This window comes from Streptomyces sp. NPDC028289 (genome assembly GCF_055565975.1).
In genome coordinates this window covers 1,744,782-1,758,404 of record NZ_JBVHTI010000001.1, presented here as the reverse complement: position 1 = coordinate 1,758,404, position 13,623 = coordinate 1,744,782, and the positions used below count along the sequence as shown (strand labels likewise).

11 protein-coding genes are annotated in these 13,623 nt (G+C 70.4%); 10 read left to right on the top strand and 1 reads right to left on the bottom strand.

Annotated features, from left to right (window positions below; all coding sequences use genetic code 11):
* Window positions 1–37: 37 nt before the first annotated feature.
* From ACZ4UV_RS07800 to ACZ4UV_RS07785, 4 genes are all read left to right on the top strand, one after another.
* Window positions 38–997 (top strand): hypothetical protein, encoded by a 960-nt coding sequence (locus ACZ4UV_RS07800; RefSeq protein ID WP_467836391.1) that lies wholly within the window; start codon window positions 38–40, stop codon window positions 995–997.
* A gap of 157 nt (window positions 998–1,154) precedes the next feature.
* Window positions 1,155–2,522, top strand: coding sequence for a NarK family nitrate/nitrite MFS transporter (locus tag ACZ4UV_RS07795; protein WP_451021479.1), 1,368 nt, complete (start codon window positions 1,155–1,157; stop codon window positions 2,520–2,522).
* Between the two features lie 88 nt (window positions 2,523–2,610).
* Window positions 2,611–3,774 carry a uroporphyrinogen-III synthase gene (locus ACZ4UV_RS07790; protein ID WP_451021478.1) on the top strand — a complete coding sequence of 388 codons (1,164 nt, stop codon included), beginning with the start codon at window positions 2,611–2,613 and terminating at the stop codon, window positions 3,772–3,774.
* A 180-nt stretch (window positions 3,775–3,954) separates the two neighbouring features.
* The gene (locus ACZ4UV_RS07785; RefSeq protein WP_451021477.1) at window positions 3,955–4,542 is read left to right on the top strand and encodes a DUF7336 domain-containing protein; all 588 of its coding nucleotides are present in this window, start codon (window positions 3,955–3,957) and stop codon (window positions 4,540–4,542) included.
* Window positions 4,543–4,654: 112 nt separating this feature from the next.
* Here the strand turns inward: ACZ4UV_RS07785 and ACZ4UV_RS07780 are convergent, their stop codons facing one another.
* Window positions 4,655–5,956: an RNA-guided endonuclease InsQ/TnpB family protein gene (locus tag ACZ4UV_RS07780; RefSeq protein WP_467836387.1), complete on the bottom strand. Its 1,302-nt coding sequence runs from the start codon at window positions 5,954–5,956 to the stop codon at window positions 4,655–4,657.
* A 350-nt stretch (window positions 5,957–6,306) separates the two neighbouring features.
* On the opposite strand from ACZ4UV_RS07780, the gene ACZ4UV_RS07775 reads away from it, so the two are divergent.
* The 6 genes from ACZ4UV_RS07775 to ACZ4UV_RS07750 all read left to right on the top strand — a co-directional run bounded on the left by ACZ4UV_RS07775 (window position 6,307) and on the right by ACZ4UV_RS07750 (window position 13,348).
* Window positions 6,307–6,909 (top strand): CGNR zinc finger domain-containing protein, encoded by a 603-nt coding sequence (locus ACZ4UV_RS07775; protein ID WP_451021476.1) that lies wholly within the window; start codon window positions 6,307–6,309, stop codon window positions 6,907–6,909.
* 354 nt (window positions 6,910–7,263) lie between these two features.
* On the top strand, window positions 7,264–7,785 hold the full coding sequence (locus ACZ4UV_RS07770) for a sigma-70 family RNA polymerase sigma factor (RefSeq protein ID WP_010039908.1): 522 nt from the start codon (window positions 7,264–7,266) through the stop codon (window positions 7,783–7,785).
* A complete protein-coding gene (locus tag ACZ4UV_RS07765) occupies window positions 7,785–8,606 on the top strand; it encodes an anti-sigma factor family protein (protein WP_451021475.1) in 822 nt (273 codons plus the stop codon). Before ACZ4UV_RS07770 ends, ACZ4UV_RS07765 begins: the two co-directional genes overlap by 1 nt.
* A 60-nt stretch (window positions 8,607–8,666) precedes the next feature.
* On the top strand, window positions 8,667–10,994 hold the full coding sequence (locus ACZ4UV_RS07760) for a HelD family protein (protein WP_467836384.1): 2,328 nt from the start codon (window positions 8,667–8,669) through the stop codon (window positions 10,992–10,994).
* 340 nt (window positions 10,995–11,334) lie between these two features.
* A complete protein-coding gene (locus ACZ4UV_RS07755) occupies window positions 11,335–12,738 on the top strand; it encodes an NAD-dependent malic enzyme (RefSeq protein ID WP_390042568.1) in 1,404 nt (467 codons plus the stop codon).
* A gap of 328 nt (window positions 12,739–13,066) precedes the next feature.
* Window positions 13,067–13,348, top strand: coding sequence for an HU family DNA-binding protein (locus ACZ4UV_RS07750; RefSeq protein WP_089106629.1), 282 nt, complete (start codon window positions 13,067–13,069; stop codon window positions 13,346–13,348).
* Window positions 13,349–13,623: the final 275 nt, after the last annotated feature.

Sequence of the window (13,623 nt, the reverse complement as noted above, 5' to 3'; positions counted from 1 at the left end):
GTGAAAAGAGTGGCTCGGCCGACGGGGAGCGGATGCGATGAGCGCGCGGCAAGTACGGAAGATGTTCCAGTTGATGGCCAGTGGTGAGCCCGTCGAGCTCACCAACGCCTGGGCCTCCGTGAAGAAGCTCGCCCGGCTCGCCTTCATCGCCCAGCAGTTCGGGTACGAGTACGCCGACGCCCGCCACACCGGCTCCCGCAACAACGTGCTCAAGCTCCTGATCGTGCCGGATCACAGCCCGCAGGGGCGGGCGCGCGCCGCGCAGAACTGGGCGCAGTACCCGAACGCCGCCGACGGTGTCTCGCTGCCGCCCCTCGTCCCCGACGCCGTCGAACTCCTCAAGGCCCGGATCCAGTTCGACCTCACCGGGAAGAACGCCGAGAAGCGCATGCTGCTCGGGGCCGGTGGTATCACGCTCGGGCTGGTGCTGGCCGCGGCGCGCGCCGGCGGGAGTGCGGGGGCCTTCGTCGTCTCCGGGGTCGTATGGGTTCTCCTCATGGCGGTCATGGGGCTCGGGTTCTTCGTCACGCGCGGACGCAACGCCAAGTTCGCGCAACGGCTCCAGGCCGCCGGGTTCATGCCGGTGACGGGGGAGGGCGGGCGGGTGCGGTATCTGCCGCCGGGCACGCCCATGCCCATGCAGCAGGGCCCCATGCAACTGGGCCCCATGCAGCACCCCCAGTACCAACCCCAGCCCCAGTACCAGCCCCCGCAGCCCCCGCAGCAGCCCGGCCCCTACGGCCCGTACGGCGGCCAGGGCGGCCAAGGCGGCCAGCCCGGCTACGGCCCCTACGGCGGCCAGCCCCCCGCCGCACCCGCACCCGCTCCCTCTCCCGCCGGTTACGGTCAGCAGCCTCCCACCCCCTACACCCCCGGCCCCTACGCCCCGCCCCCACAGCCGACCGGGCCGTACGCCGCTCCTCAGCAGCCCGCCGGCCCCTACGCCCCGGGCCCCTACCAGCAGCAGCCCCCGCAGCCTCCGTACCCCTCCAGCTGACCCACCCCGCCCCCGACCTCTCACCGGGCCTCCCCGCAGGGTGAGAGCAACGTTCCCTTCCGGTCACCCACAGCCACAGCGCGGAAACGACGCCTCCCTACCTTCGTGGCCTAGTCACTCGTAGCAGACCGAGCACGCGGAGCACCGTGGAGGCGTCATGACAGCCCCAGCCCCTACCTCACGTAGTCGCTGGATCCAGGAGTGGGATCCCGAGGACGAGACCTTCTGGAAGCAGACCGGCGAGAAGGTCGCGCGACGCAATCTGTACTTCTCCGTGTTCTCCGAGCACATCGGGTTCTCGGTCTGGACTCTGTGGTCCGTGCTGGTGCTCTTCATGGGCCCGGAGTACGGGCTCACCCCGGCCGACAAGTTCCTGCTGACCTCGATGGTCACGCTGGTCGGTGCCGTCGTCCGCGTCCCGTACACCTTCGCCGTGGCGATCTTCGGCGGCCGTAACTGGACGATCATCTCGGCCAGCCTCCTCCTCGTCCCGACCATCGCCGCGTTCACGGTGATGAAGCCGGGGACCTCGTTCGACACGTTCCTGTGGATCGGGCTCCTCGCGGGTATCGGCGGCGGCAACTTCGCCTCCTCCATGACCAACATCAACGCCTTCTTCCCGCTGAAGAAGAAGGGGTGGGCCCTCGGGCTGAACGCGGGCGGCGGCAACGTCGGTGTCGCCGCGATCCAGCTCGTGGCCCTCGCGGTGATCGGTGCGAACGGCGGCCCGCGCGTGCTGCTCGGGATCTACATCCCGCTGATCGTCGTCGCCGCCGTCTGCGCCGCGCTGTTCATGGACAACATCGAGAACGTCAAGAACGACACCGGCGCCGCCGTGGACGCCGCCAAGGACGCCCACACCTGGATCATGTCCTTCCTCTACATCGGGACGTTCGGGTCGTTCATCGGCTACAGCTTCGCCTTCGGACAGGTGCTCACCAACCAGTTCGGCCGTACGCCGCTGCAGGCCACCTACCTCACCTTCATGGGCCCGCTGCTCGGCTCCCTGATCCGTCCCGTGGGCGGCTGGCTCGCGGACAAGTACGGCGGCTCGAAGATCACTCTGTACAACTACGTCGCCATGGCCGCCGCCACCGCCGTCCTGGTCGTCGCCAGCATGCAGAAGTCGCTGCCCCTGTTCGTCACCGCGTTCGTCGTCCTGTTCGCGCTCGCCGGTGTCGGCAACGGCTCGACGTTCAAGATGATCCCCGGCATCTTCCACACCAAGGCGCTCGCCAAGGGGCTGGAAGGTGAGGAGGCGGTCAAGTACGGGCGTCGGCTCTCGGGTGCTTCCATGGGGCTCATCGGCGCGGCCGGCGCCCTCGGCGGCGTCGGTATCAACCTCGCCTTCCGGCAGTCGTTCCTCTCCTACGGCTCCGGCACCGGAGCCTTCGTCGCCTTCCTGGTCTTCTACGGCCTGTGCTTCGCGGTGACCTGGGCCGTATACCTTCGCCGGCCGGCCGCGCGGGCGCAGGCCACAGCCGCCACCGAGACAAAGGCGCAGCTCAGCTACGCCGAGGTGTGACGTAACACTGGTGACATGAACCCGAACCGAGCCTGTCACGCACCGTTGACAGGCTCGTTCGGCATGCGGGTCAGCTAGGAGAGCAGCCATGGACGAGGAACAGCAGCAGCGACCGGAGGCCGGTCAGCACGGTCCTCTCGCGGGGTTCACCGTGGGGGTCACGGCCGCGCGCCGCGCCGACGAGCTCGGGGCACTGCTGCAGCGGCGCGGTGCCGCTGTGCTGCACGCCCCCGCCCTGCGCATCGTGCCGCTCGCGGACGACGGCGAGCTGCTCGCCGCCACGAAGGAGATCATCGACCAGGCGCCGGACATCGTCGTGGCGACCACCGCGATCGGGTTCCGGGGGTGGGTCGAGGCCGCGGACGGGTGGGGTTTCGGCGAGCAGTTGCTGCAGAGGCTGCGGAACGTCGAGCTGCTCGCCCGCGGGCCCAAGGTCAAGGGGGCGATCCGGGCCGCCGGGCTGACCGAGGAGTGGTCGCCGTCCTCCGAGTCCATGGCCGAGGTGCTCGACCGGCTCCTGGAGGAGGGCGTGGACGGCCGCCGGATCGCCGTACAGCTGCACGGGGAGCCGCTGCCGGGGTTCGTGGAGTCGCTGCGGGCGGCGGGCGCGGAGGTGCTGCCGGTGCCGGTGTACCGGTGGATGCCGCCGGAGGACCTGGGCCCGGTGGACCGGCTCCTGGACGCCGTCGTCTCCCGCTCGGTCGACGCGATCACCTTCACCAGCGCCCCCGCCGCGGCCTCCCTCGTCTCCCGCGCCGAGCACCGCGGGCTGCTCGGCGACCTGCTCGCCGCCCTGGGCCACGACGTCGTCCCCGCCTGCGTCGGACCGGTGACGGCGCTGCCGCTCCAGGCCCTCGGCGTCGACACGGTCCAGCCGGAACGCTTCCGGCTCGGCCCCCTCGTCCAGCTGCTCTGCCAGGAACTCCCCTCCCGCGCGCGGGCCTTGCCCATCGCCGGCCACCGTGTCGAGATCCGGGGGCACGCGGTCCTCGTCGACGGCGCGCTGAAGCCGGTACCGCCCGCCGGGATGTCCCTGCTGCGGGCGCTGTCGCGACGGCCGGGCTGGGTGGTGGCCCGCGCCGAACTCCTGCGGGCCCTGCCGGGCGCGGGCCGCGACGAACACGCGGTGGAGACGGCGATGGCCCGCCTGCGTACGGCCCTGGGCGCGCCGAAGCTGATCCAGACCGTGGTCAAGCGGGGGTACCGGCTGGCGCTGGACCCGGTGGCGGACACGAAGTACGCGGACGTGTGAGCGGACGTGTGAGACACCGAGGAGACACCGGCCGGGAGACCACGCACCGGTTCCCCGCTGCCCGGCGCTGTCCGGCGTGATCCTGGTGGGCGTTCGTATGTACGATGCCCGCTCCGGGGGCTTCCTCCGCATCGGCACCGTGCGCGAGGCCATGAGCGCCGGCACAGCGAACGGAGCGCCATGGCACGCGTCGACAGGGTCTTCCTGCTGTGGCACGTACACCACCGTGCCGAGGACGAGGACGGAGAGATCCGGCACTTCGCCGCTCCCGACGACTACTGGTCCGACGAGGAGGCCGGGGACGACGTCAAACACCTCGGCGTCTACTCGACCCGCGAACTGGCGCAGGAACGCATCATCCAGGCCAGACAGTTGCCGGGCTTCCGGGACGAGCCCGACTGCTTCCACATCGAGGAGGCGGCCATGGACGAGCCGGAGTGGACGGACGGCTACGTGACCGTGGGTCCGTCGTCCTGGTACGGAGTGCGATGCGTCTTCCGGCACCGCGGCCTCGGCGTGTACGAGGAGCGGGTCACGCTGTGGACCGCCCGTTCGGCGGGCGAGGCGATCGGCCGTGCCGAGGCCGAGGCGGTCGAGTACTGCGAAGCGCTCGACGAGGTCGAGTACGCGGGCTTCGCCGAGGCGTTCCGTATCGACGGGACGCCAGGGGAGGGGGCCGAGGTCTTCTCCCTCATGCGGGAAAGCGGGCTGCCGCCGGGGGAGTACGTACAGCGGTTCTTCGCCACGGGCGATGAGCGGACCGGCTGACCGGCGTACGACGTTCTGGGGCACGGGGGCAGCACTCGACACGGGTGCCAGGCCAGGCCCTCGACGCCCCGAAGTAGGGCCGCCCGCGATCGTGATGCGGCAGGTGCGCTTGCTAGTGAACGTGTCCTTTGTCAACGACCCGAGGCCGGAGTCCCGGGCTTGCACAACGGGCGCCACTGGCGATGGCGCTGCGTTTGCGTCCTGTCCCACTCCCCGGGTCGGGTGGCGGGTCTGGGGCGGTTGACGGCGCCCCGCGTCGCCACAACTCCCACGCTCGGGCGCGGATGTTGCGGGAGCTGTTCCGGTCTGCGTGATCAACGAATCCGCAGGACCGGCAGGCGAACCAGGCCTGACTCACCCGGTTCGCCCTGTCCATGTGCCCGCATTCAGCGCAGGTGCGGGAGGTGTACGCCGGATCGACGTACATCACCGGCACCCCTGCTTTGCGGGCCTTGTATGCGATGAACTGTCCCAGCTGGGCAAAGGCCCAGCTGGAGTGGGTGGCCCTCCCCCACTGCCTTAAGGGCGTGGGAGGTACCCCAGGCTTTCGAAGCCGGACCCGTTCGCGGATGCCCGTCAGGTCTTCCAGGGCGATCCCGCGACCGGTGCGTTCAGCCTCGGCCACCACATGCTTCGCGATCTTGTGGTTGATGTCCTTCGCCCGCCGCTCCTCCTTGCGCCGCCGCTTCTTCAAACGGCGCTTGGCGGACTGTGTGTTCTTCTTCTGTAGCTTGGTTCGCAGCGCGCGTTCCCGGGTGCGGATGCGGTTGAGCTCCCGCCCGGCCATGATCTCGCCGTCCGAGGTGGTGGCGATGTTGGCGATGCCCAGATCAATGCCGAGGAAGTCCACTGGGCCCATGTTCAGCGACGCTTCTGGAACTTCGCAGGTGGCGTTCAGGAACCACATTCCGTCCCGCCACAGCAGGTCTGACTCGCCTCTGCGGTACAGGGCCAGCGTGGCCATCTGCTCTGGTGAGGTGGTGAACGCCACGTCTCTGACCCGCCCGGCAGTCGTCCAGACGGAGACGCGGTGCCGGTCCATCTGCCAGGACAGCATCCGATCGTCGTAGGGCTGTGCACTCTGCGGACGGAAAGCGACCGGCTTCTCCACCGCCCTGCGGTAGCGCCTCGACCCGGGCCTGCCCAGGTTCCCGGCCCTCAGGTTCGTCTTCAGCGCGGCGTACGCGTCGCAGGTCTTCTTGATGACGTGCTGGGCGGCCTGGGCCCCGAGCCCCCACCGTGCCTTGATCTCCCCGTAGGTGTGCTTGCGAAGCGCGAAGTTGCTTTTCACATCCGCCGCGAACGCCACGCCGCTGACCCAGGTCGCCGCTTCATTGCAAGCACGCAGGGTCGTCTCCAGCGCCGCCGCCTGCACGGGCGTCGGCAGCAATCGGACCTGCACCACCAGCTTCACGATCACCGAACCTACACACGCTTACGACTGCCCATCACACGTTCACCATGCGTCACCCGACCGAGTGATCTTGCCACGGTGCTGCACCCCCGGCTCCGCCGGACAAGACGCTCGGCCGCTCTGCCGACAGGACACAGGGTCACGGCCCGGAGCGGGGGGCGGCGAGGCCTGCCGGGGTATCCGGGCCGAACGGGGTCGGCCCGGGTCCCGGGCTCCGGCGTCCCCGCCCGGCGCGGGGTCGCACGGGAACCCCGCGGAAAGGCGGAACCCCGGTACGAGGGCTTCCGGCCGCCCGCCGCACCGGGCACTGTGAACAGAACGGTTCTCCTGTCCTAGGCGGTGACAGGCACATGGCACTGGGTACGGCCGCGACCGCGTCCGCGTACGAGCTGCGCTTCGACGCCGGGCGGATCTGTCTCGATCTGCTCGCGACCACGCATCCCGGCGAACGGCTCGACGGGCTCGCACCGTTGCGGGCCTGGATCACCGGCTCCGGACTCGTCCCGCCGGGCACCCCGCTGGCCCACGCCGACCCCGGCTGGCTCGTCGGCTTCCGCGAACTGCGGGGACATGTCGGGCAGTTGGTGCGCGGCCGGAACACCCCGGGGGTCCGGTCGTACGACCTCTCGCTCGCCCGCGTCAACGAGGTCGCCCGCGCCGCGGCGCCCCCGGCCCCGCGCGCCGTGCCCGGCGAGGACGGGTACCTGGTGCGGGAGTTGGCCGGTCCGCCGGGGTGCGCGGCGCTGCTCGCCGCCGTCGCCCGGGACGCCGTGGAACTGCTCACCGACCCCGTCGCGCGGGCGGCGGTCAGGGAGTGCGAGGGCGACAACTGCCCCCTGGTGTACCTGGACACCTCCCGGGGGCGCAGGCGCCGCTGGTGCTCCAGCGAGGTCTGCGGGAACCGCGAGCGGGTGGCCCGGCACCGGCGCCGCGCCGCCCTCGCCCGCGCGTGACCGCCGTCACTGCGTATCTCAACTCCTGCCCCATTCGCGGCTTCTGTCGGATCTTCATCGAAGCTCCGCGAAAGTGATTTCGACAACACTCCGTTTGGCGACGGGTGAGTACGGGCAACTCGGCCGCCTTCGACGTTGTGTCGGAAATGTAAAGATCACGCGGTGGGAATGTGGGGTCATGTCCCGCTCGTCATGTCACCTCGCAGAAAAATGTGGGGTCTTGTTGAACACCTCGCGAGTCACTTCCGTACCGGTGGGGGAGCGACCGACTGGGGGAACCCCCGGACACCGGAGGTGGGCGTGCGCAAGGATGCGGCCGTGGCCAATGAACGTGGATCGAGGGCCCGACATCGCATGTCCCAGCCCTCGGAGCCTGATGAGGAGCTGATGCGTGCCCTCTACCGAGAGCACGCCGGACCTCTCCTTGCGTATGTCCTTCGGCTGGTCGCCGGTGATCGGCAACGCGCCGAGGACGTCGTGCAAGAGACACTCATCCGTGCCTGGAAGAACGCCGGCCAGCTCAATCGGGCGACCGGATCTGTACGCCCCTGGCTGGTGACGGTCGCTCGCCGCATCGTCATCGATGGTCACCGCAGCCGGCAGGCCCGGCCGCAGGAGGTCGATCCGTCGCCGCTGGAGGTCATCCCCGCGGAGGACGAGATCGACAAGGCGCTGTGGCTGATGACGCTGTCGGACGCGCTCGACGACCTGACCCCGGCCCACCGGGAGGTGCTCGTCGAGACGTACTTCAAGGGGCGTACCGTCAACGAGGCGGCCGAAACGCTGGGTATACCCAGCGGCACCGTCCGTTCGCGGGTGTTCTATGCCCTCAGGTCGATGAAGCTGGCACTGGAGGAGCGGGGGGTGACGGCGTGATGAGTGTGTACGGGGGGCACGGCGGGTTCGGCACAGGTGGTTCGGGTATGTCTGGTGCTATGCAGGAATCTCCGGTGCCCAATGAGCACGAGACTGTCGGCGCGTATGCGCTCGGGATTCTCGACGACGCCGAGGCAACCGCTTTCGAGGCCCATCTGGCCGGGTGCGAATGGTGCGCCCAGCAGCTCGACGAGCTGGCCGGAATGGAGCCCATGCTCGCGGCCCTGGCGGATCTGCCGGGCTCCGGAAGTACCCCGTCCATCGGCGAGTCGCTGTCCGCGAGGCCCAGCCCGCGGATGGTCGAGAAACTCGTCGTCGAGGTCTCCGAGAAGCGGAAGGTCCGCAGCAGGCGGAACATCTTCGCACTGGCCGCCTCGGTCGTGCTGATCGCCGGCGGCACCGCGGCCGGCGTGACCCTGAGCGGCGGCTCGGACAACGGCACCGCGGACATGGCCATGGGGCCCGCCCAGGCGGCCTTCCAGACCATGTCCGACAAGAAGTCGGCCACGGACCCGACGACCCACGTCACCGCGACCGTCGCCGTGGAGAAGAAGGACTGGGGCACCCACGCGGTCCTCCAGCTCAAGAACGTCACCGGCCCGAAGAAGTGCTCGCTGATCGCCGTCGGCAAGAACGGCGAGCGCGAGACGGTGACCTCCTGGTCCGTCCCGACCTGGGGATACGGCATCACCGACGCCAAGTCGGCGAAGGCCAAGGAGCCCCTCTACGTGCACGGCGGGGCCGCCTTCACCCCCAACCAGATCGACCACTTCGAGGTCATGACCTTCGACGGGAAGAAGCTCGTCTCGGTCAGCGCGTAGCTTCGGCGGGCCCCCTTCGCGTACGGTTGACGGCTGCCCAGCACGTCAGAAGGGGGCCCGGTGGCCGCTCAGGCTCAGCAATCCGCGGTCGGCTCTCACGGCTCGGATCGGGATTCAGTCCGGGACTCGCTCCAGGACTCCGTCCGAGACCGTGAGATCAGCGTCGAACAGGTACACCTCGACCGGGTGTACCGCCGTCTCGAGGAGAAGATCCACGAGGCGGAGTTCCTGATGAACGACGCGGCCAAGCGCGGTCAGGTAGGCACACCCGGTGCGCTCGCCGAACGCGACGCGCAGGTCTTCCGGGCGGGCGTCCACCTGAACCGGCTCAACAACGAGTTCGAGGACTTCCTCTTCGGCCGCATCGACCTGCTCCTCGGCAAGGACGGCAAGAAGGGGCCCGACGGCGCCTACACCGCCGTGGAACCCGCCGAGGGCGCGGTCCGCGGCGACAACACCGCCGACATCGCCGAGACCCTGCACATCGGCCGCATCGGCGTCCTCGACCAGGACTACGCCCCCCTGGTCATCGACTGGCGGGCCCCGGCCGCCGCGCCCTTCTACCGGTCCACCCCGGTCGATCCCGGGCGTGTCGTACGACGCCGGGTCATCCGCTCCAAGGGCCGCCGGGTCCTCGGGGTCGAGGACGACCTGATGCGCCCCGAGCTGACCGCCTTCCTCGACGGCGACACGCTGCCCGTCATCGGCGACGGCGCCCTGATGGCCGCCCTCGGCCAGGCCCGCAGCCACACCATGCGGGACATCGTCGCCTCCATCCAGGCCGAGCAGGACCTGGTCATCCGCGCCCCCGCCGCCTCCGTCACCTACGTCGAGGGCGGCCCGGGCACCGGCAAGACGGCCGTCGCCCTGCACCGCGCCGCCTACCTGCTCTACCAGGACCGGCGCCGGTACGCGGGCGGCATCCTGATCGTCTCCCCGACCCCGCTCCTGGTCGCGTACACCGAGGGCGTGCTCCCGTCCCTCGGCGAGGAGGGCCAGGTCGCCATCCGCGCCATCGGCTCCCTCGTCGACGGCGCCGAGGCCACCCTGTACGACACCCCGGCCACCGCCCGCGCCAAGGGCTCCTCCCGGATGCTCCGGGTGCTGCGCAAGGCCGCCCGCGGAGCCCTGGAGCTGAACGACTCACCGACCCGGCTCAGGGTCGTCGCCTTCAACCGCCGCCTGGAGCTGGAGGCCGAGGAACTCGACCGCATCCGGCACAACGCGCTGGGCGGCACCGCCCCGGTCAACCTGCTCCGCCCCCGCGCCCGCAAGCTCCTCCTGGACGCCCTGTGGGCCCGCTCCGGCGCGGCCGGCCGGCACACCGACCCGGAGCTCGCCGCCGAACTGCGCTCCTCCTTCGACGAGGACATCCTCACCGAGGACCCCTTCATCGAGTTCCTCGACGCCTGGTGGCCCGAGCTGACCCCGCAGACCGTCCTCGCGGCCATGGCCGACGAGAGACGCCTCGGCCGCTGGGCCCGCCGCATCCTCAACCCCGGCGAGGTCCGCCGGGTGGCCCGCTCCCTGAAGCGGGACGGCCACACCGTCCACGACATCGCCATGCTGGACGAGCTCCAGGCCATCCTCGGCACCCCGGCCCGCCCCCGGAAGAAGCGCGAGGCGGACCCGCTGGACCAGCTCACCGGCCTGGAGGAGCTGATGCCGGTGCGCGAGGAGTCGCAGCGCGAGCGCGCCGAGCGACTCGCCCAGGAACGGGTCGAGTACGCCCACGTCATCGTCGACGAGGCCCAGGACCTCACCCCGATGCAGTGGCGGATGGTCGGCCGCCGCGGCCGGCACGCCACCTGGACGGTCGTCGGCGACCCGGCCCAGTCCTCCTGGTCCGACCCCGACGAGGCCGCCGAGGCCCGCGACGAGGCCCTGGGCACCCGCCCGCGGCGCCGCTTCGAGCTCACCGTGAACTACCGCAACCCGTCCGAGATCGCCGAGCTCGCGGCCAAGGTCCTGGCCCTCGCCATGCCCGGCTCCAAGGCCCCCTCGGCCGTCCGCTCCACCGGCGTCGAACCCCGCTTCTCCGTCCTCCGCGACTCGCTCGAGAAGACCGTGCGCGCCGAGGCCGAGCGGCTCCTCGACCTGGTCGACGGCACGGTCGGCGTGGTCGTCGCCATGGACCGGCGCGCCGAGGCCGCCCGCTGGCTGGCCGGGCTCGGCGACCGGGTGGTGGCCCTCGGCAGCCTGGAGGCCAAGGGCCTGGAGTACGACGCCACGGTCGTCGTCTCGCCCGCGGAGATCGCCGACGAGTCCCCGGCCGGGCTGCGCGTGCTGTACGTGGCCCTCACCCGGGCGACGCAGCAGCTGACGGTGGTCTCCGGCGAGCGGGACGCGCCGGACGCGGAGGGGGTGCCGGACCTGCTCAGGGAGTGATGCGGGGAGCGCCCGTAGACCCGTTCGGCTGGGGTTTTCCTGTGAAGTCCGCGGACGGGAATGGCCGCGCGGGATCTGTTTGTTAGCCTTGTCGTGACACCGGCTCGATCCAAGCCCCCGGGCCCAACCTTCGTCGCTACGAGCGACCACTTGCCGCGAGGCGAGCATGGCGGGTCGGTGTCATGAACGTAGGAAGAGGCCCACGTCGCTTGTGACGTGGGCCTCTTTTTTGTGCGAACAATACGTACGTAATCAGGCCCGGCTAACGCCTACCCGGCGGTAGGTGCGACGATCGGACGGCAAAACCAGCGGCACGGTGAAACAACGAAGGAAGTCGGCCATGGCAACGGCGCCCAGCGTCTCCTACTCGATGACCATCCGGCTGGAGGTGCCCGCGAGCGGAACCGCCGTCTCGCAGCTCACCACCGCCGTGGAGTCCTCCGGAGGCTCGGTGACCGGCCTCGACGTCACCGCGTCCGGCCACGAGAAGCTCCGTATCGACGTCACCATCGCGGCCACCTCGACCGCGCACGCCGACCAGATCGTCGAGCAGCTCCGCCACATCGAGGGCGTCACCCTCGGCAAGGTCTCCGACCGTACGTTCCTGATGCACCTCGGCGGCAAGATCGAGATGCAGTCCAAGCACCCCATCCGCAACCGTGACGACCTCTCCATGATCTACACCCCGGGCGTGGCCCGCGTGTGCATGGCGATCGCGGAGAACCCCGAGGACGCGCGCCGCCTCACCATCAAGCGCAACTCCGTTGCGGTCGTGACGGACGGCTCCGCGGTCCTGGGCCTCGGCAACATCGGCCCGAAGGCCGCCCTCCCGGTCATGGAGGGCAAGGCGGCCCTCTTCAAGCGGTTCGCCGGCATCGACGCCTGGCCGCTGTGCCTCGACACCCAGGACACCGACGCGATCGTCGAGATCGTCAAGGCGATCGCCCCCGGGTTCGCCGGCATCAACCTGGAGGACATCTCCGCCCCCCGCTGCTTCGAGATCGAGGCGCGGCTGCGCGAGGCCCTCGACATCCCCGTCTTCCACGACGACCAGCACGGCACCGCGATCGTCGTCCTCGCCGCCCTGACGAACGCACTTCGCTGCACCGGCAAGGCAATTGAGAACATCCGGGTCGTCATGTCCGGCGCCGGCGCCGCCGGTACGGCCATCCTCAAGCTGCTGCTCGCGGCCGGCGTGAAGAACGCCGTCGTCGCCGACATCCGCGGTGTCGTGCACTCCGCCCGCGAGGACCTGGTGGGCGCCCCCGCCGACTCGCCGCTGCGCTGGATCGCCGACAACACCAACCCCGAGGCGCTGACCGGCACCCTCAAGGAGGCCGTGCGCGGCGCCGACGTCTTCATCGGCGTCTCCGCCCCGAACGTCCTCGACGGCGACGACGTGGCCGCCATGGCCGAGGGCGCGATCGTGTTCGCACTCGCGAACCCGGACCCCGAGGTCGACCCGGCGATCGCCCGTCAGACGGCGGCCGTCGTGGCCACCGGCCGCTCCGACTTCCCGAACCAGATCAACAACGTGCTGGTCTTCCCGGGTGTCTTCCGCGGGCTCCTGGACGCCCAGTCCCGTACGGTGAACACCGACATGATGCTCGCGGCCGCGAAGGCCCTCGCGGACGTCGTGACCGAGGACGAGCTGAACCCGAACTACATCATCCCCAGCGTCTTCAACGAGAAGGTCGCGGGAGCGGTGGCGGGCGCGGTCAGGGAAGCGGCGAAGGGCGCGTAGCGCCCCGTAAGGGGCGCTGGGGGTACCCCCCGGCCGAAGGCTGGGGGGAGGAACTGCGCGAGCAACCCCCACCGGCCGACAGCCGGAACACGACGCACGTGCATGATGCAGGGGTCTGGGGGCAGCCGCCCCCAGGCAAACGTTTGTGAAACTTGCCACGCCATCCGATCGGCGCGTCGTGAAACCCCCCCTTCGGCCCACCCGTAGGGTATTGGCGGCACCCGGATTGGCGTTCCCGCCGCAGGTGGGGGCAGGATGCGTCCCGGCCCAACATGCGGCTCCGCCGCGTGGCACGCCTCAATGGCAAGAAGAACACGGGAGTAACAACATGAACCGCAGTGAGCTGGTGGCCGCGCTGGCCGACCGTGCCGAGGTGACTCGCAAGGACGCCGACGCCGTGCTGGCCGCTTTCGCCGATGTCGTCGGCGACATCGTCTCCAAGGGCGACGAGAAGGTCACCATCCCCGGCTTCCTGACCTTCGAGCGCACCCACCGTGCCGCTCGCACCGCGCGCAACCCGCAGACCGGCGAGCCGATCAACATCCCCGCCGGCTACAGCGTGAAGGTCTCCGCGGGCTCGAAGCTGAAGGAATCCGCCAAGGGCAAGTGAGCCGAGGCGCTCCGTTTGAGCGCCGTGGGTGACTGCGGGCCCGCTGTGGCCGGTCGCGCAGTTCCTCCCCCAGCCTTCGGCCGGGGGTACCCCCAGCGCCCCCTACGGGGCGCGTCCGCCGACGCGGCTGGAAATGACGACGGGGCGGCCCCTCCACCAGGGGCCGCCCCATCGTCGTGTCTGCGGGGTTATCCGAGCGCCTTGCCCGGCAGTTCCACGGGCTTCTCCATGCTGTGTCTGCCCGGGGGATGACCCCCGGGCCCCCAGCCGGAGGG

Bases quoted from the DNA above. Each gene is read 5' to 3' on its own strand.
- ACZ4UV_RS07800 (WP_467836391.1), top strand. From the start codon at position 38: ATGAGCGCGCGGCAAGTACGGAAGATGTTCCAGTTGATGGCCAGTGGT.
- ACZ4UV_RS07795 (WP_451021479.1), top strand. From the start codon at position 1,155: ATGACAGCCCCAGCCCCTACCTCACGTAGTCGCTGGATCCAGGAGTGG.
- ACZ4UV_RS07790 (WP_451021478.1), top strand. From the start codon at position 2,611: ATGGACGAGGAACAGCAGCAGCGACCGGAGGCCGGTCAGCACGGTCCT.
- ACZ4UV_RS07785 (WP_451021477.1), top strand. From the start codon at position 3,955: ATGGCACGCGTCGACAGGGTCTTCCTGCTGTGGCACGTACACCACCGT.
- ACZ4UV_RS07775 (WP_451021476.1), top strand. From the start codon at position 6,307: ATGGCACTGGGTACGGCCGCGACCGCGTCCGCGTACGAGCTGCGCTTC.
- ACZ4UV_RS07770 (WP_010039908.1), top strand. From the start codon at position 7,264: ATGTCCCAGCCCTCGGAGCCTGATGAGGAGCTGATGCGTGCCCTCTAC.
- ACZ4UV_RS07765 (WP_451021475.1), top strand. From the start codon at position 7,785: ATGAGTGTGTACGGGGGGCACGGCGGGTTCGGCACAGGTGGTTCGGGT.
- ACZ4UV_RS07755 (WP_390042568.1), top strand. From the start codon at position 11,335: ATGGCAACGGCGCCCAGCGTCTCCTACTCGATGACCATCCGGCTGGAG.
- ACZ4UV_RS07750 (WP_089106629.1), top strand. From the start codon at position 13,067: ATGAACCGCAGTGAGCTGGTGGCCGCGCTGGCCGACCGTGCCGAGGTG.